The following is a 17060-nucleotide window of genomic DNA, read 5'->3' on the forward strand; positions in this document are numbered from 1 at the left end:
CACCGCCAACCCCGATCACAGCCGCCCCGACGAAAGGCATTTCATGAGGCAGGCCCAGCGCACCCGCACCACCTCGGAATCCTCCGTGTCCGTGTCCGTCGACCTCGACGGCACCGGCACCTCGGAGATCTCGACGAGTGTGCCCTTCTTCGACCACATGCTCACCGCGCTGTCGAAGCACTCGCTCATCGATCTGACGATCAAGTCCGAGGGCGATACGCACATCGACGTCCATCACACCGTCGAGGACACCTCGATCGTGCTCGGACAGACCCTGGCCGAGGCGCTCGGTGACAAGACCGGAATCCGCCGCTACGGTCTGGCGGCGGTCCCGTTGGACGAATCCCTGGCCCGGTGCGTCGTCGACGTCTCCGGGCGCCCCTACTTCGTCCACGAGGGCGAGCCCGAGGGCCAGCAGTACCACCTCATCGGCGGTCACTTCACCGGTTCGATGACTTCGCACTCGCTCGAATCGATCGCCTTCCACGCCGGACTCACCGTCCACCTCGACCTGCTGCGTGGCCGCGACCCGCACCATATCGTCGAGGCCCAGTTCAAGGCCTTCGCCCGCGCCCTGCGTGAGGCCGTCGAACCCGATGAGCGCAACACCTCTGTCCCCAGCACCAAGGGAGTCCTGTGAGCACGACCGTCGTTGTCACCCCGTTCGGGAAGGCCCAGCAGCTCGCCGCGGCCTGCGTGCTCTCGAACATCCAGGGCACGATCGTGCCCATCGGCGACTTCACCGGCATCGTCCTGGCCGACACCGATGTGCAGGCCGGCAACGAGGCGGCCGCCGCGATCTCGAAACTCGCCAGCAAACACGAGGTCCTCCTCCTCGTGCGCAGCGAAGAGCAGATCGACGCCGGACACTACCGCCACGGCACCCGCGAATCCGATGTGCCCGCCGGGCTGGCCCTGAAGAACCTGCCCGACGTGCTCGAGCAGCTGCTCCTCGAGATCGTGCCCGCCGAGGAGGTTGAAGGGAACATCCCCACCTCCTCGATGACGAAGCTGCAGGCCAGTGCCGCCACGATGACCCCGGGACGGGCCGCGGTGGCCCGGACCGCGCTGATCTGGATCGTCGTCGCGGTCCTCGCCGGCCTCATCACCGCCTTCGGCGTCACCGTCGGCCTCGGCGGAAACACGATGGCGTGGGTCGTCGCGGTCTTCGGCGCGATCGTCCTCGTGCTCTCCCTGTGGCGGATCAGCCGTGTGCTGACCAAGGGAGTGAAATCATGACGACGGTCGCGGTCCTCGACTACGGGGCAGGAAACGTCCGCTCCGCTGTGCGTGCGGCCGAAGCCGCCGGCGCCGAGGTCACACTCACCGCCGACCACGACATCATCGACCGTGCCGATGGACTCCTCGTCCCCGGCGTCGGAGCGTTCTCCGCGGTGATGGCCGGGCTGGCGAACGTCGACGCCATCGACCTCATCCGCGCCCGCCATGCGGCCGGTCGCCCCCTCCTGGGCATCTGCGTGGGTCTGCAGGTGTTCTTCGCCCGCGGCGTCGAACACGGTGTGCAGACCGAGGGCATCGGACTATGGCCAGGAGCCGTTACCGGCCTCGAAGCGCCCGTCGTCCCGCATATGGGCTGGTCTCAGGTCGGCCCGCCGCAGGGATCGCGGATGTTCTCCGGCATCGAGTCCGAACGCTTCTACTTCGTCCACTCCTATGCCGCCACGCAGGCCCCGGCCGGAGCGCTGGTCACCACCGCCACCCACGGCCAGGACTTCATCGCCGCCGTCGAGGACGGCACCACGTGGGCCGCCCAGTTCCACCCCGAGAAATCCGCCGAGGCGGGTGCCCGGCTGCTGCGCAACTGGCTCAACTCCTTCACTGACAACCCCGTCACCCCCTGAGAAAGGTCACAATGACTGACACTTCGAACAAGCTCGTTCTCCTTCCCGCGGTCGACGTCGCCGACGGCAAGGCCGTCCGTCTCGTGCAGGGCGAAGCCGGCACCGAAACCGACTACGGTTCGCCGATCGACGCGGCCCAGGACTTCGAGAACCGGGGAGCGGAGTGGATCCACCTCGTCGATCTCGATGCGGCCTTCGGCCGCGGTTCGAACTCCGACCTGCTCAACCAGGTCGTCAAGGCTGTCGGGATCAAGGTCGAACTCTCCGGTGGAATTCGGGACACCGAGAGCCTTGAGCGGGCCTTGGACACCGGTGCCGAGCGCGTCAACATCGGCACCGCTGCACTGGAGAACCCGGAGTGGACGGCGGAGATGATCTCCCGCTTCGGCGATCAGGTCGCCATCGGCCTCGACGTCCGCGGCACCACCCTGGCCGCCCGCGGTTGGACCAAGGACGGCGGAGATCTCTACGAAGTCCTCGCCACCCTCGAAGCCGCCGGCTGTGCCCGCTACGTGGTCACCGACGTCCGCAAGGACGGCACACTGCAGGGGCCCAATGTCGAGCTGCTGAAGTCCCTGGCCGAGAAGACCGAGAAGCCGATCGTCGCCTCGGGCGGAGTCTCGAGCCTCGATGACCTGCGCAGCCTCCGCGAGCTCGTGCCCTTCGGTGTGGACTCCGCGATCGTGGGCAAGGCCCTCTACGCCGGCAAGTTCACCCTGGAAGAAGCGCTCGACGTCGCAGGGCGGTGATGCGGTGACCTCCGATTCCGACGGTCAGGCGAACTCCGCCGAGCGCCATCCCGGTGAGCACTCCGATTCGGCCGGGCAGTCCTGGTCCGGGCGGGACCTCAAGCCCAACCCGTTCTCCGGTGACACCGGGGAGGCCGATCCCGGTCTCCTCGCCGCCCTCGAACGTGTGCGCGCCGAACCCCTGGATCCTGCCGCCCACCGAGCCGTGCTCGCCGCCCTGTCCGGGGCCCGCCTCTATGCGCCGATCGTCCCGATGGCCCTCGATCACGAGGTCAATGAGCAGGGGTTGATGGTCGACAACTCCTCGGAGATGGCGATGGTCCGCCTGCAGGCCGAGGACGGCCGCGAATGCACTCCCGGCTTCAGCGCGATCCCACCGCTGACGGCCTGGCACGCCGAGGCCAGGCCGGTGCCGATCGAAGCCGAACGTCTCGTCCTCGGCGCCATCGAAGCCGACTCCCAACTCGTCGTCCTCGACCCCGGGGCCGACTCCTCGTTCCTGCTCCGCCGGCCCGCGATGTTCGCCTTCGTCAAGGGCGAGGACTGGACCCCGTCCTGGGCCGACGCCGAGGTGGGGCGACGTCTCGCCTCCATCGCCGAGTCGTTCGGCTGGTTGGCACGGCTGGGCATCAGCCCCGGCAGCCACACGGTCAACCTCGGGGGACCGGAGTTGGGGATCCGCCTCGGCGTCGAATCCGAGGTTCCGCAGGCCGAGGTGCAGCGGTTCCAAGAGGCCGTCGCCGGCGATGAGGAACTCGTCGCGAAGATCGACTCCCTGGCCATCCGTCTGACCACAGTCTGAAATCCTGCCCGGTCGGTGCTGATATCCCGGACCGGGGACAATAGGCTCGACCCATGAGCGAAATCCGAGACCTCTCCCGACCGCAGACCCCGGACGAGTCCTACCTCGCGCACATGGAGCACGAGACGCAGGATCGGGCGGAGGCGGCACCGGCCTGGGAATCGGCCTTCACCGGTGCCCCAGCAGCCTCCACGACCGCGATCGCCGAGACCATCGATGAGCTCTCGACCGACCTGACCGGACTGCTGCGGAGAATCCACGGCCTGGCGGAGACGGCCTTCGAGGAACACGAATCGGCTGCGGCCATCGCCGAACTCCTCCGCTCGCACGGCATCGAGGTCGAGACCGGGGTGTTCGGCCTCGACACCGCGTTCAGAGCCACCACGGGTTCCGCCACCGTCACCGCCTCCGGATCCGGCACGGGCCGGACGATCGCGATCCTCGCCGAATACGACGCCCTGCCGGACATCGGCCACGGCTGCGGCCACAACCTCATCGCCACCTGCGCGGTCGGTGCCTTCCTCGCGATCGCCGCCCTCTGCGAACAGAATCCGGACGCGGTCCCCGGCAGAGTCGTCCTCCTCGGCACCCCCGCCGAAGAGGGCCACTCCGGCAAAGAGCTCATGGCCCGCGCCGGAGCCTTCGAGGACATCGACGCCGCGATCATGGTCCACGGCTACGGATACGACTGCGCCGAACAGGTGTGGTTGGGCAGACGCCTCCTCGACGTCACCTTCTCCGGAGTGCCGGCGCACGCCTCGGCGCAGCCCTTCATGGGCAGGAACGCCCTCGACGCGGCGAACCTCTTCTACCAGGGGCTGGGACTGCTGCGTCAGCAGATGCCGCCGATCTCCCGCCTCCACTCCGTCATCTCCTCCGGCGGCACCCGCCCCTCGATCATCACCGAAGACGCCCAGGTCAAGTGCTATGTGCGCTCGAAATACCCCGAGACGCTCAAGGAGCTCTCCGCCCGGGTCGAAGACGTCGCCAAGGGCGCTGCGCTGATGACCGGGACCGGCGTCGACATCGCCTGGGACGAACATGCCCCGTCCCTGCCGGTGCGCGGCAACGACGCCCTGGCCAGACGGTGGGCCCTCCACGAGACCGACCGCGGCCGCAGCCCGCTGCCCGCCCGTGTCCTCGACGAATCGATCGCGGCCTCCACAGACTTCGGCAATGTCTCCTACCGGATCCCCGGCATCCACCCGCTGCTCAAGACCGCAGACTCGGAGATCGCCCTGCACACCCGGGAGTTCGCGGCCGCCGCGATCTCCCCGGCCGCCGAGGAAGCCGCCCGCGACGGTGCCTACGGTCTCGCCTGCACCGCACTCGACTTCCTGGCCGATGACGCCCTGGCCGCCGAGGTGGTCGCCGAGTTCGAAGCGGCAGGGGGTGCCATCGACGTCCCCCACTTCTTCGACTGAGACCACCCGCCTCGGGGCCGGCCGTCCGAACCTGACCGGCCCGACCACCACCGACCGCTGACCCCATTAAACGCTGACCCCATTGACCGCTCACACAACGATCACGAGGTACCACCATGTCAACGACGACCCAGGGCAAGGTCGGCTTCGGCCAGCGCATGCTCGACGGCATCGAACGGGTAGGCAACAAACTGCCCGAACCGTTCACTCTCTTCCTCGGCCTCTTCCTCCTCACCGGAGCGGTGTCGACGGCCATGGCACTCGCCGATGTCTCAGTGTCCATTCCCGGCGGCGACGAGACCGTCGCGATCAAAGGCCTCTTCACCGGTGAAGGACTGTCGTGGCTGACGACGACGATGGGCGACAACTACATCGGCTTCCCGCCGCTGGCCACAGTGCTGCCGATCCTGCTCGCCGTGGGCGTGGCCGAGAAGTCGGGGATGCTCGCAGCCGCCGTGCGTGTGGCCTTCGGGTCGAGCCCGAGGTGGCTGCTGCCCTATGCTGTGGGCTTCGTCGGCGTGGTCGGCTCGATCATGGCCGACTCCGCGTTCATCATCATTCCGCCATTGGCCGCCCTCGTGTTCAAGGCCGCCGGTCGCCACCCGATGGCCGGTCTCATCGGCGGTTTCGCCGCCACCGGTGCCGGCTATTCGACCTCGATCGTGCCGACCAGCCTCGACGCCCTGTTCGCCGGGATCACCACCTCGGTGATGGATACCCTGCCCGGCACCGAATATTCGGCCGTCAACCCCGTGTCGAACTACTACTTCAACATCGCCGCCTCGATCGTCTTGGCGGTCATCGCCGGGTTCATCATCGACAAACTCATCGAACCGAACATGATCCGCAAGGGCGTTCCGCGCGAATACGCCGCGACGGGCAAGAAGGGCCTGGCCAAGGAATTCCAGGCCAAGGACAGCCCCTACAGTGACACCGAGGTCGCCGCGCAGCACGAGGAGGACGCCCCGGAGGTCAAAGCGGAGCTCGAACCTGAAGAGAAGAAGGGGCTGATCTGGGCGCTCGTGTCCGCGCTGATCCTCACCGCGGTCCTGCTCGTGGCGTTCCTCGTCCCGAACTCGCCGTGGCGGAACGAGGACGGCGGATTCCTGCCCGAGTCGCCGCTGCTGTCCTCGATCGTGTTCATCGTCTTCGCGTACTTCATGCTCATGGGCGTCGTCTACGGCTTCGTGGTGCGCAGTGTGCGCTCGATGAACGATGTGGTGCGGATGATGAGTGACTCGATCGTCGACATGATGTCCTTCCTCATCCTCGCCTTCATCCTCGGCCAGTTCATCGCCCTGTTCAATTGGACGGGCATCGGTTCGTGGATCGCCGTGGCCGGCGCCGACGGGCTCGAGAGCATCGGTCTGACCGGGTTTGCCGCGGTCATCGGGTTCATGCTCCTGGCCAGCGTGCTCAACCTGTTCATCGTCTCCGGCTCGTCGATGTGGACGCTCATGGCCGCAGTGTTCGTCCCGCTCTTCGCCCTCCTCGGCTACGAACCGGCGTTCATCCAGGCCGGGTTCCGCGTCGGCGACTCGGCGACCCAGGTCATCACCCCGCTCAACCCGTACATGATCGTCCTCCTCGGACTCGTCCGCCGCTACGAACCCAACGCCGGTCTGGGCACGGTGATCTCCCGAATGTTCCCGTTCGTCATCCCGTTCTGGCTGGCCTGGGCGGCGCTGCTGGCGATCTGGTTCTTCCTCGACCTGCCCCTCGGACCCGGCAACGGAATCTTCCTCGACTGACCCCCGCCGAGGCGGTCCACCGGATCGTACGAGACCCGACGGTTCGTACGCGGCGCCACAAGGCCGTACGCGACCCGACCAGCCGTACGCGACCGGCGGGTCGCCGCGCCGGGTTCACAGCATCTGTCGAACGCCCTGCTGCCACGGCGTGGTGCCGAGCTCCTCGGCGATCTCACCGGGTTCGACGATGTTGGGTCGGTACCAGAGCTCGCGGAGGGCGGCGAGTTCGTACATCGACCGGTCGAACAGTCCCGAGGCGCGGGTGACCCAGTGGGGGAGTGCGAGGATCTTACGGGGCTTCGTCCCGACCTCCGAAGCAGTGAAGGCGGCGATCTCGTCGAGCGTCGGATTCGACGTTGGCGCGATGACCAGCCGGTGTGTGCCCTCCGCGTCGTTGTGCAGGAGTTCGCCGGTGCGGATCATCGCCGCGGCGAGATCGGCGATGACCGTGATGCCATGAGGGACGTTCGTCCGTGCCGGGGCGAAGGGGAGTCGTTGGTTCTTCACCCGTTCGGTGATGCACAGGCGCACCACCGAGGAATTCGGTTCGGCCGTGGTGCCGATGAGGTCCCCGGCGATGACGCTGGCGGCCCTGGCCGGGTGCGACCGGCGGGCTTCGATGAGGCGCTGCCGGATACGGCCCTTGTCCTCGCTCGGGGCGAAGGGAGAGGACTCGGTCACCGGTCCTTCGAGTCCGGCGAAGCCGTAGACGGATTCGGGGAAGACGACAGGGATGCCGAGTTCTGCTGCGGTGTCGAGGACAGCGGCGTCGAGTGCGGGCAGGATCCGCTCCCAGACCCGGCTGTCATAGGCCGCGTGGGCGCAAGCGAAGATGACGTCGGCGCCTTCGGCGGCGCGACGCAGCTGATCGCGATCAGTGGCGTCGGCACGCACATGGAGGGGAGTAGGAGGCCCTTCTACGGTCCCCGTCTCCACGGGCGAAGCGTCCACCAGCGCAGCCTTTGCTGAGCGGGTCGCGATTCTTGTCTCGATCCCGGCCTCGCCCAGTTGGGCGGCGATCTCTGCGCCGATCTGTCCGTGTCCGATGATGAGTGCTGTGGTCATGATCCGTCTCCTCTGCTGTGTCGATGCGAGTGGGGGTGGGTGAAGTGCCAGTGATGGTCGATCAAAACGAGAGCGATGCTCTCTGAAATTCAGCGTAGAGCAGCCAGCGACGCAAAACAAGAGCAGTGCTCACTATTGTTATCTTTGCTCTCGGATCATAGGGTGGAGGGCATGGAGAATACGACGCCCCGCCAGCGTGCCCGGTTGGAGACCGAAGCTCAGATCACCCGCATCGGCAACCGGATGGTCGACGAGGACGGCATCGACGGACTGTCCCTGCGGGCGATCGCCCGGGAGCTCGGAGTCGTTTCCAGCGCGGTCTACCGCTACGTCAAGAGTCGGGATGAGCTGTTGACGATCCTCATCCGCGATGCCTTCACCCAGATCGCTGATGAGGTGGATGCGGCCCTGGCCGAAGACCGGAGCGTGCCGAGCCTGGCGCTGAGCATGCTCGACTGGTCCAGGCGCTACCCGAATCGTTGGGCGCTCATCTACGGGACGCCGGTGCCCGACTATGAGGCGCCGAGGCAGGAGACCGTCGTGCCGGGAACCAGGGTCATAGTGGCGCTGACGCAGCTGATCGCGGAGGCTCCGACGCCCCCAAAGGCAACCCCTGCGCCGGGCTCAGCCGAGCCGTCGCGGACCGCGCAGGTCCTCGGGCCGCTGCGGGAGGGCCTCGTTGAGCTCGGGATCGATGCCGATGATGCCGTGATCATGCGGACCCTGACGGTATGGGTGGCCATCATCGGGGCGATCAACGGTCTGCGCTTCGGGCAGTTCGGCCCCGGCTTCGACGATGTCGAGGACGATCTCATGAGGGCGCTCATCGCCGACCTCGGCGCGTAAGGACGCCGCGCAATCGCCCGGACCGCGGCACCGCCTCGGCGAGGGCATGTGAAAACGGCCCCCGACCGATGGTCGAGGGCCGCAGTCAACAGCGGGTGGATCAGCGGACGGGGCCGGTGAACTTCTCTCCGGGACCCTGACCGGGTTTATCGGGGATGTCCGAGGCTTCGCGGAAGGCCAGCTGCAGGCTGCGCAGGCCATCGCGCAGCGGGCGGGCGTGATGGTCGCCGATGACCGTGGCGGCACCGGTGACCAGGCCTGCCAGAGCGGTGATGAGTTTGCGGGCCTCGTCGAGGTCCTGGAGCTCGGCGGCGAGCTGCTCGGGGGAGTCCTCGGCCAGGCCGCACTTGACGGCGGCGGCGGACATGAGATGGACGGCGGCGGAGGTGATGACCTCGACGGCGGGCACCTCGGCGATGTCGCGGGTGACCTCGGCAACCGCCTCAGCGGGAACGGATTCTTCAGAACTCATGGCATAAGCTTGGCACAGAATCCGCGCGCGATTGGCACGTTCGGCCCCGATGTGCGAAGTGTCATGATGCGTAGTACACTGGATTCTGGTGCGAAGCGGAGTCTGACTCCCACCTTGATCGCGAAGAGCGATCGGGTCCGATGATCTGCAGGTCCAGCGAGTGCGAACTCGGTGCGATTTCAGGTCGAGGTGTATTCACTGAAGCTCCAACGGTTCCCAATTCCGTTGCTGTGGTGTGTGCAGGCTCCCTTGGCATGCGTGTCAATGGGAGCCTTTTTCATTGCCACGACCCATTTGAGCTAAAAAGGAGTGAACACATCAGCGAGACGCGCATCAATGACCGGATTCGGGTTCCCGAGGTCCGGTTGGTCGGACCCAATGGTGAACAGGTCGGTATCGTTGCCATTCGCAAGGCACTCGATCTCGCCCGTGAGGCAGATCTCGACCTCGTCGAGGTTGCACCGCAGGCGAAGCCTCCCGTGGCCAAACTCATGGACTACGGAAAATTCAAGTACGAATCTGCTCAGAAGGCCAGGGAAGCCCGGAAGAACCAGGCGAACACGGCACTGAAGGAGATTCGCTTCCGTCTCAAGATCGACGAACACGATTATGAGACGAAGAAGGGGCATGTGACTCGCTTCCTCGACGGTGGAGACAAGGTCAAGGTCATGATCATGTTCCGCGGCCGTGAGCAGTCTCGCCCCGAGATGGGCATCAAGCTGCTCAACCGCTTGGCCGAAGATGTGTCGGACCTCGGCACTGTCGAATCCTCACCACGGGTCGACGGACGCAACATGGTGATGGTCATCGCCCCTCTCAAATCAAAATCCGACGCCAAGGCGGAGGCTCGCAAGGCATCTTCGGGTTCCAAGGGCCAAAACGCCGAGGTGAAGTCCCGACGCGATCGGGTCGCCGCAGAGAAGAACGCAGCAGACCAGGACGCGTGAGAAGTAAGTGACGTCACGGACCTGCGTGGTCCGAGTCGTGTGAAGTAGTTGCCAGCGGTGCGCCGCGGGTGACGAATTGCAAAGGAGAACGGCACGATGCCGAAGCAGAAGACGAACAGCAGTGCCAAGAAGCGCATGCGCGTGACTGGCAGTGGCAAGATCATGCGCGAAGGCGTGAACAACCAGCACAAGTTCGAGGGCAAGAACTCGGCTCGTAAGCGTCGCGTATCCACTGATCAGGAAATCACCGGCGGAGATCGCAAGGTGGCCCGCAAGCTTCTGGGCAAGCTCAAGGGAAGGTGATCCCCGCTCCGCTCCGCCTCACTGCGGCGGAACGGACCAGGATCATCCACCTCAGCTTGAACCAGACACCGGCACTGCCGGCTGAACGATATTTTCAAAGGAGTAACACGTGGCACGTGTGAAGAGGGCCGTCAACGCCCACAAGAAGCGCCGGGTCATCCTCGACCGGGCAAGCGGCTACCGGGGACAGCGTTCGCGTCTGTACCGCAAGGCCAAAGAGCAGGTCATCCACTCGCTGGTCTACAGCTACCGTGACCGTCGCGCCCGCAAGGGTGACTTCCGTCGCCTCTGGATCCAGCGCATCAACGCCGGCGCCCGCGCCAACGGCATGACCTACAACCGTTTCATCCAGGGCCTCAAGGCCGCCGGAGTCGAGGTTGACCGTCGCATGCTCGCCGAGCTCGCCGTCAACGATTCGGCCACCTTCGCCCACCTGGTCAAGGTTGCCAAGGACGCTCTGCCGTCCGACGTCAACGCAGCGAAGACCGACGCCGCCTGAGCAGCGTCACCACAGACTGCCGATCACTGACGTGATCATCAACGGCCCCGAACTTTCCGGTTCGGGGCCGTTGAGTCTGTCCGGACCACCTCGAGAACACGGGACATCTACCTCCATGAAGCTTCCAGACGTCATCTCCTCGCCCCAATCCAAGCGGATCAAGAATGCCGCGAAGCTGCTCAAGCGCCGTGATCGCCAGCTCACCGGTCAGTTCCTCGTCGAGGGGCCGCAGGCCGTGCGCGAGGCTCTGGCGTCGTCGGGGTCGGTCGTCGAGCTCTTCATCACCGAGGAGTCCGCCGAGGTGCATCCTGAGTTCGTCTCGGCGGTGAAGGATGCACGGATCCAGTGGAACATCGTCACCGCCGAGGTGCTCACCGAGTTGGCGACGACCGTGAACTCCCAGGGCGTGGTGGCCGTGTGCAAGGCCCTCGACGTGGAGCTGACCTCTGTGATCGACAAGGAAGCCCAGCTCATCGTCGTGCTCTCCCAGGTCCGCGATCCGGGCAATGCCGGCACGATCATCCGCCTGGCCGATGCCGCTGGTGCCGATGCGGTGGTGCTGACCTCATCGTCGGTGGATGTCTACAACGACAAGACCGTGCGTTCGACGGCAGGGTCCCTGTTCCACATTCCCGTGGTCACGGGTGTCGGCCTCGCCGAGGTGGCCGAGCTTGCCCGTGCCCGTGGCCTGCAGGTGCTCGCCGCCGATGCGAACGATGACGCTCACGATCTCCACCATCCGTGGGATACCGGGCTGGATCTGTCTGCCCGGACCGCGTGGGTGTTCGGCAATGAGGCGTGGGGGATGAGCGCCAGCGATCTCTCGCTCTGCGATTCGTCCGTGGCCGTGCCGATCTACGGATCAGCGGAGAGCCTCAACCTCGGCACTGCTGCCGGCGTGTGCATCTACGAGAGCGCACGCAACCAGCGGATGTGAGGGGCGCGGGGTCGGTCTGAGTCGCCTCGATCATCACTTATTTCGTTTTCATCGTCACTGGTGACGACTTTTTCCGACGGAGCATTGACCGAGCGTCGTGCTGTCGGCGCTTGACGTGACAGTTCCGTCTCGACCTGACTTCCGTTATCGTGAGAACAAGGAACCTGTTCGTGACGAAGTGAGCCGCAGGACGGAGTGAGTCAGTGACTGCCGCGAAAACCCAGCCGCTGACGTTCTCGGGACTGCGGGCACAATGCCTCGGCGACATGCTGAAATCTGCGGTGGTGTGCATCGTCGTCGCCGCACTATTCTGGGCCACCGGTTTCGGGACCGAAGCTTCACCTTCCGTCCCGCATCTCCTCGTGACTGTGACGTTGCCGGTCTACGTGTTCGGCGACTACATTCGCTACCGATTGGCAATGAGAAAGATCGACTTCGCGCGTCAGCCGCCGGCTCGGCAACCGGTGTGAGGGCGTGTTGAGAGGCTAGTCGGTCTCAGCGGCCTGAGCCGTGCGTTCATTGGCGACGAGTTCCCAGATGTAACCGTCTTGGTCGGCGAAGTAGCCCATGTACGATCCGTCGACGTCCTGAGCTGGTTCCGCCGAACCACCGGCGGCAACCGCACGATCAATGACGTCGTCGATTTCAGCCCGGGTGGCGAACGCACAGGAGATGATGCTGGCGCCGGGGACAGGGTCCTTCGAACCTTCTTGTCCTGATAGCGCGAGGTACTCGCCGTACTCGTCTGCCGCGATGAAGAAGATGGACAGATTCGGCAGTTCGAAGGCGACGATGCCTTCCTCGACTCCGTCTGTCTGAAGGCCGAGGCCATCGCGGTAGAACTCGGCCGTGCGATCAGGGTCGGCAACCGGCAATGACATGATCAACGTCAGGGGCTTCATGCGTGCAGTCTAGTTGGGGAAACTCGTCTAGGGGAGGGGCCTCCAGATTCGTTGTCATCATCGAATCCATCGACTGGCTGTGGGGCGTGAGACGCCGCACTTGTGAACGTTGAGCGGACGTGGAAACTCCGCATGTCAGATCGAACCGATACTCTGCGATTATGACGACTGAAGCTCCCCGCCCGCCGAAGATCGACAATGGAACTCTGACTCCCGGCTACCTCGGCGATATCGGTTCGGAGGAGTTCATTGAGGGCATGGAGTTCGCCGATCTCGATCTCACCGAGGTGGATTCCTCCTTGGCGACGTTCCTCGACTCGTCCCTGATCAGAGTGAACTTCGGTGAGGCCGAAGCGCCGGTCAACCTCACCGGCACACGGTTCTCAGGAACCACGATCGCTGACTCACGGGCCGACACGTGGACGATGCCGCGAGGTAACCTCCTGCATAGCGAGATCAGCGGAACGCGGATCGGTGCTGGAGTCGTCCACGACAGCGTGTGGGAGAAGGTGGTCATCAACAACTGTCGCATCTCCTACCTCAACCTCCGCGGTGCCAAACTCGCCGATGTCGAGTTCCGGGACTGCGTCATCGACGAGATCGACCTTGACCGGGCGAAGGTCAGCCGGGTGTCGTTCCCCGGCAGCACCGTCGGCGTCTTCCAATGCGAAGGGGCCACGCTCGGCAACGTCGATATCCGCGGGCTCCAGCCGCACAAGATCTCTGGAGTGCACTCGCTGCGCGGAGCCACCATCGACGAGACGCAGCTGATGCTCTTCGCCGAACTCTTCGCCCGAGAACTCGGGATCAGTGTGGAGTGAGCAGATGAAAGTACCTGGCCACGAGGGACAACAAGAGGAACGCCATGAGGAAGTTTGTCGGCATTGATCTGGCCGCGGAGGCTGATCGGACCGGGCTCGCATTCATCTCAGAGTCCGCAGGAAGATGCGTCGTCGAGCCCGTTGACGTCGGTGCCGATGACGATGTCATCACCCGTGCATTCGTGGACGCTGAAAAGATCGGCATCGACGTCCCTCTCGGTTGGCCGGAGCTCTTCATCAAGCTGATTGCTACCCACGCTGTACACACTCTCGCGGCACCTGAAACGACTGATAGGAAGTGGCGACGAAGCCTGACGATGCGGGCGACGGATATCGCCGTCCATGAGCGAACTGGAGTCTGGCCATTGAGCGTCGCCACGGAGAGGATCGCTTATGCGGCCATCCTTTGGGCTGGAATCGAGGCAAATCTGCGCGCGAAAGGTTGGTCCGTCCCTCGTGATGGATCAGCGGCATTGGTCGAGGTCTATCCTGCAGCGGCTCTCCGATGCTGGGCCCTGCAACATCGTGGGTATAAGGGCGCGAAGAACGCGGACGCCCGGTCACTGCTAGTTGACTCGTTGTCTATGAGGTTTCCGAAGCTTGAGTGGAATGGCCACGCTGACCACTGCATCGACGACGACAACGCTCTCGATGCAGTTCTCGCAGCACTTATCGCTTATGAAGCCTTCTGCGGTCGCTGTGTACCGCCGCCGGACGATCTGAGCTCAGTAGTCGGGCACGAAGGATGGATTTGGATTCCGCAGACGTGACCCGGCGAGAGGAACGACGACAGTTCACCGCCGCCCCAACTCGTCAATGAGCACACGCTTGTTCTCCGAGTAGTCGATCGGTGCGACAACGATCTGCACGCCACCGGCGGCGAATGCGGCCTCCAAGGTCGGGCGCAGATCCCCGACATCCTCGACTCTGCGCCCGGTCGCCCCATACGCCTGGGCGTAGGTTACGAAGTCCGGATTGGTGAAGGTCATCCCGAAGTCGGCCATGCCATCGGATTCCTGCTTCCACCGGATCATGCCGTAGGCGTTGTCTTCGAGGATGAGCACAACGAGGTCGAGGCCCAGCCGCACGGCCGTCTCGAGCTCCTGACTGTTCATCATGAACCCGCCATCGCCGACGACGGCCATCACCCGCGAGTCGGGATGAGTCAGCTGAGCCGCCATCGCCGATGGAAGCCCGGCACCCATGGTGGCCAACGCATTGTCCAGAAGCAGCGTATTCGCTCGTGTCGTCCGGTAATTGCGAGCGAACCAGATCTTGTACATGCCGTTGTCCAAGGCAACGATCCCATCGACCGGCATCACGCTGCGCACGTCGTGGACAATGCGTTGGGGGATGAACCGATCCTCGGTCGATCGTTCGTCGAGCTTCTCAAGTATCCCTTGCCTCATCGGCAGCAGCGCCTCTGCGTGGGGGACCTGGCCCTCGAGCATGTCAGCGAGAGTCTTCAGTGACGGACCGAGATCTCCGATCACTTCGACCTGCGGGAAGTAGACCTGCTCGACCACTGGCGCGCGGTAGCCGAGGTGAACAACGGTGGGACCGTGGGCATCCATGGTGAACGGAGGCTTCTCGGTCGTATCGTGGCCGATCGTGACGATGACATCGGCCTTCTCGATCGCATCATGTACATAGTCATGGTGAGTCAGTGCCGCGGTGCCCATATAGAGTTCGATGGACCCAGATACGGTGCCCTTGCCCATCTGAGTGTTGACATAGGGAATGCCGACGCGAGGAACGAAGTCGGCCAGCGGCTGGCCGGCGTCGGATCGCGAGGCATCGGCGCCGAGCATGAGTAGAGGGCGTTCGGCATTGCGGATCAGCTCGGCAGCGGCACCGAGGGCCGAGCCAGCGGCGATCGCCGGTCTGGTCGAATGTGGGGAGATCAGGCTGTAATCCTCCACCTCGGTGCTGGCGATGTCCTCTGGCAATTCGAGGTGGACCGGACCCGGTCGTTCATCCACAGCGGTACGAAACGCCTCCCTGACCAAGGTCGGGATCATGCCAGCCGAGCTGATCTGATGCGTGGACTTCGTCAGAGGGCCCATCGTGGCCACTGTGTTGACGATCTGGAACCTGGCCTGCTCGGCGGTGCGGATGCCCTTCTGCCCGGTGATCATCACCATCGGCATCCCGCCGAGATGCGCATATGCGGCCCCGGTCGCCAGGTTGAGGGCGCCGGGGCCGAGGGTCGTCAGCACGACGCCCGGCTTACCCGTCAGGCGCCCGTAGGTCGCGGCCATGAACGCGGCGGCCTGTTCGTGACGGGTGAGGATGAGTTCGATGGAGGACTGGCGCAGCGAATCGATGAAATCGAGATTCTCCTCGCCGGGGATGCCGAAGATGCGTTCGACCCCCTCGTTCTCGAGAGCCCGGACCATGACATCGGAAGCCTTGAGAGTCGTCATCCTTCGACCCTACTCCTCCTGAGAACTGTGCCCTATGACCCAGCGCACACCAGCGTGGTGACCGCCGATCGACCCGGTTGTAGGCGCAGATTCCGGGTGACTCCAAGCACCCGGATCGCCAACCGGACACACGGCAGAACGACAATGCGGAGACGATAGACTGACACTAAGAAGACGATCAGTCCGAACGACACGCACAAAGGACATTGATGACAGACCAGCTCGACCCTCTGGACGAGTCGGCCGTGAAGGCGGCCGTTGACGCGGCCCTGACAGCCTTCGCGGACGCCACCACCCTCGACGACCTCAAGCAGGCGAAGATCGACCACACCGGTGACAAGTCGCCGCTGGCGCTGGCGAACCGAGCCATCGGCGGACTCGACAAGGCCGACAAGGCCGCCGCCGGCAAGATCGTCGGCAAATCCAGGGGACAGGTCAAGAAGGCCCACGACGACCGCCTCGGCGAGTTGGAAGCCGAACGCGACGCCGCGGTCCTCATCGAAGAGTCCATCGACGTCACACTGCCCACCGGTCGTCGCCAGCTCGGTGCCCGCCATCCTCTGAGCCTCATCCAGGAACAGGCTGCGGACTACTTCATCGGCCTCGGCTGGGAAGTCGCTGAAGGCCCCGAGATCGAATCCGAGTGGCTGAACTTCGATGCGCTCAACTTCGGCCCGGACCATCCTGCCCGGCAGATGCAGGACACCTTCTTCGTCGACCCGCCGGAGGCCGGCCTCGTCCTGCGCACCCACACCTCACCGGTGCAGTCACGCTCACTGCTCGAACGAGGCGTGCCGCTCTACGTCGTGTGCCCGGGCAAGACCTTCCGCACCGACGAACTCGACGCCACCCACACCCCGGTCTTCCACCAGATCGAAGGCATCGCCATCGACAAGGGCCTGAACATGGCCCACCTGCAGGGCACCCTCGACGGCTTCGCCCGCGAAATGTTCGGCCCCGAGTCGAAGACCCGCCTGCGCCCCAGCTACTTCCCGTTCACCGAACCGAGCGCGGAAATGGACTTCTGGTTCCCCAACAAGGTCGGCGGTCCCGGCTGGATCGAATGGGGCGGCTGCGGCATGGTCCACCCCAATGTGCTGCGCGCCGCCGGCATCGATCCCGATGTCTACCAAGGCTTCGCCTTCGGTATGGGCATCGAGCGCACCCTGATGCTGCGCGAGGGAATCAACGATATGCATGACATGGTTGAAGGCGATGTGCGCTTCTCGGCCCGTTTCGGAATGAAGGCTTGAT

20 protein-coding genes are annotated in these 17060 nt (G+C 64.7%); 16 read left to right on the plus strand and 4 right to left on the minus strand.

Annotation, left to right across the window (positions count from 1 at the left end; all coding sequences use genetic code 11):
• The first annotated feature begins 43 nt into the window (after positions 1-43).
• The 7 genes from hisB (at position 44) to ACH82I_RS17530 (ending at position 6588) form a co-directional block, all read left to right on the plus strand.
• Entirely contained in the window at positions 44-640 is a 597-nt protein-coding gene (hisB, locus tag ACH82I_RS17500) for an imidazoleglycerol-phosphate dehydratase HisB (RefSeq protein ID WP_413334448.1), read from the plus strand.
• A complete protein-coding gene (locus tag ACH82I_RS17505; RefSeq protein WP_413334450.1) occupies positions 637-1239 on the plus strand; it encodes a hypothetical protein in 603 nt (200 codons plus the stop codon). The genes hisB and ACH82I_RS17505 overlap by 4 nt, the downstream gene beginning before the upstream one ends.
• On the plus strand, positions 1236-1862 hold the full coding sequence (gene hisH / locus ACH82I_RS17510; protein WP_413334452.1) for an imidazole glycerol phosphate synthase subunit HisH: 627 nt from the start codon (positions 1236-1238) through the stop codon (positions 1860-1862). Before ACH82I_RS17505 ends, hisH begins: the two co-directional genes overlap by 4 nt.
• 11 nt (positions 1863-1873) lie before the next feature.
• Positions 1874-2611 carry a bifunctional 1-(5-phosphoribosyl)-5-((5-phosphoribosylamino)methylideneamino)imidazole-4-carboxamide isomerase/phosphoribosylanthranilate isomerase PriA gene (gene priA, locus ACH82I_RS17515; protein ID WP_413334454.1) on the plus strand — a complete coding sequence of 246 codons (738 nt, stop codon included), beginning with the start codon at positions 1874-1876 and terminating at the stop codon, positions 2609-2611.
• Between the two features lie 4 nt (positions 2612-2615).
• Positions 2616-3413, plus strand: coding sequence for an SseB family protein (locus tag ACH82I_RS17520; protein WP_413334456.1), 798 nt, complete (start codon positions 2616-2618; stop codon positions 3411-3413).
• 53 nt (positions 3414-3466) lie between these two features.
• A complete protein-coding gene (locus tag ACH82I_RS17525) occupies positions 3467-4837 on the plus strand; it encodes an amidohydrolase (protein WP_413334457.1) in 1371 nt (456 codons plus the stop codon).
• Positions 4838-4953: 116 nt separating this feature from the next.
• Positions 4954-6588: an AbgT family transporter gene (locus ACH82I_RS17530; protein ID WP_413334459.1), complete on the plus strand. Its 1635-nt coding sequence runs from the start codon at positions 4954-4956 to the stop codon at positions 6586-6588.
• Between the two features lie 114 nt (positions 6589-6702).
• On the opposite strand, the gene ACH82I_RS17535 is transcribed toward ACH82I_RS17530, so the two are convergent.
• Positions 6703-7653 (minus strand): NAD-dependent epimerase/dehydratase family protein, encoded by a 951-nt coding sequence (locus tag ACH82I_RS17535; RefSeq protein WP_413334461.1) that lies wholly within the window; start codon positions 7651-7653, stop codon positions 6703-6705.
• A 171-nt stretch (positions 7654-7824) separates the two neighbouring features.
• On the opposite strand from ACH82I_RS17535, the gene ACH82I_RS17540 reads away from it, so the two are divergent.
• Positions 7825-8499, plus strand: coding sequence for a TetR/AcrR family transcriptional regulator (locus ACH82I_RS17540; protein ID WP_413334463.1), 675 nt, complete (start codon positions 7825-7827; stop codon positions 8497-8499).
• 100 nt (positions 8500-8599) lie between these two features.
• Here ACH82I_RS17540 and ACH82I_RS17545 read toward each other — a convergent pair whose 3' ends face one another.
• Positions 8600-8971 carry a DUF1844 domain-containing protein gene (locus tag ACH82I_RS17545; protein ID WP_413334465.1) on the minus strand — a complete coding sequence of 124 codons (372 nt, stop codon included), beginning with the start codon at positions 8969-8971 and terminating at the stop codon, positions 8600-8602.
• A 254-nt stretch (positions 8972-9225) separates the two neighbouring features.
• On the opposite strand from ACH82I_RS17545, the gene infC reads away from it, so the two are divergent.
• The 5 genes from infC (at position 9226) to ACH82I_RS17570 (ending at position 12127) form a co-directional block, all read left to right on the plus strand.
• Complete coding sequence (infC, locus tag ACH82I_RS17550) at positions 9226-9918, plus strand: translation initiation factor IF-3 (RefSeq protein WP_230745151.1); 693 nt, start codon at positions 9226-9228, stop codon at positions 9916-9918.
• 96 nt (positions 9919-10014) lie between these two features.
• The gene (gene rpmI / locus ACH82I_RS17555; RefSeq protein WP_230745152.1) at positions 10015-10221 is read left to right on the plus strand and encodes a 50S ribosomal protein L35; all 207 of its coding nucleotides are present in this window, start codon (positions 10015-10017) and stop codon (positions 10219-10221) included.
• Between the two features lie 109 nt (positions 10222-10330).
• Entirely contained in the window at positions 10331-10720 is a 390-nt protein-coding gene (gene rplT / locus ACH82I_RS17560) for a 50S ribosomal protein L20 (protein ID WP_230745153.1), read from the plus strand.
• Between the two features lie 115 nt (positions 10721-10835).
• On the plus strand, positions 10836-11657 hold the full coding sequence (locus tag ACH82I_RS17565; RefSeq protein WP_413334467.1) for a TrmH family RNA methyltransferase: 822 nt from the start codon (positions 10836-10838) through the stop codon (positions 11655-11657).
• A 203-nt stretch (positions 11658-11860) separates the two neighbouring features.
• A complete protein-coding gene (locus tag ACH82I_RS17570) occupies positions 11861-12127 on the plus strand; it encodes a hypothetical protein (RefSeq protein WP_413334469.1) in 267 nt (88 codons plus the stop codon).
• 15 nt (positions 12128-12142) lie between these two features.
• Here the strand turns inward: ACH82I_RS17570 and ACH82I_RS17575 are convergent, their stop codons facing one another.
• Positions 12143-12559, minus strand: coding sequence for a VOC family protein (locus ACH82I_RS17575; RefSeq protein ID WP_413334471.1), 417 nt, complete (start codon positions 12557-12559; stop codon positions 12143-12145).
• Positions 12560-12720: 161 nt separating this feature from the next.
• Between ACH82I_RS17575 and ACH82I_RS17580 the strand changes: the two genes are divergently transcribed.
• Positions 12721-13380 (plus strand): pentapeptide repeat-containing protein, encoded by a 660-nt coding sequence (locus tag ACH82I_RS17580; protein WP_413334473.1) that lies wholly within the window; start codon positions 12721-12723, stop codon positions 13378-13380.
• A gap of 44 nt (positions 13381-13424) precedes the next feature.
• Positions 13425-14150 (plus strand): DUF429 domain-containing protein, encoded by a 726-nt coding sequence (locus tag ACH82I_RS17585; RefSeq protein WP_413334475.1) that lies wholly within the window; start codon positions 13425-13427, stop codon positions 14148-14150.
• 24 nt (positions 14151-14174) lie between these two features.
• On the opposite strand, the gene ACH82I_RS17590 is transcribed toward ACH82I_RS17585, so the two are convergent.
• Entirely contained in the window at positions 14175-15806 is a 1632-nt protein-coding gene (locus ACH82I_RS17590; RefSeq protein WP_413334476.1) for an acetolactate synthase large subunit, read from the minus strand.
• 209 nt (positions 15807-16015) lie between these two features.
• Here ACH82I_RS17590 and pheS point away from each other — a divergent pair, with 209 nt between their 5' ends.
• Positions 16016-17059, plus strand: coding sequence for a phenylalanine--tRNA ligase subunit alpha (gene pheS / locus ACH82I_RS17595; RefSeq protein WP_413334478.1), 1044 nt, complete (start codon positions 16016-16018; stop codon positions 17057-17059).
• Position 17060: the final 1 nt, after the last annotated feature.

Origin of the sequence: Brevibacterium sp. GP-SGM9, assembly GCF_047300845.1 — a bacterium.
Lineage (GTDB): Bacteria > Actinomycetota > Actinomycetes > Actinomycetales > Brevibacteriaceae > Brevibacterium.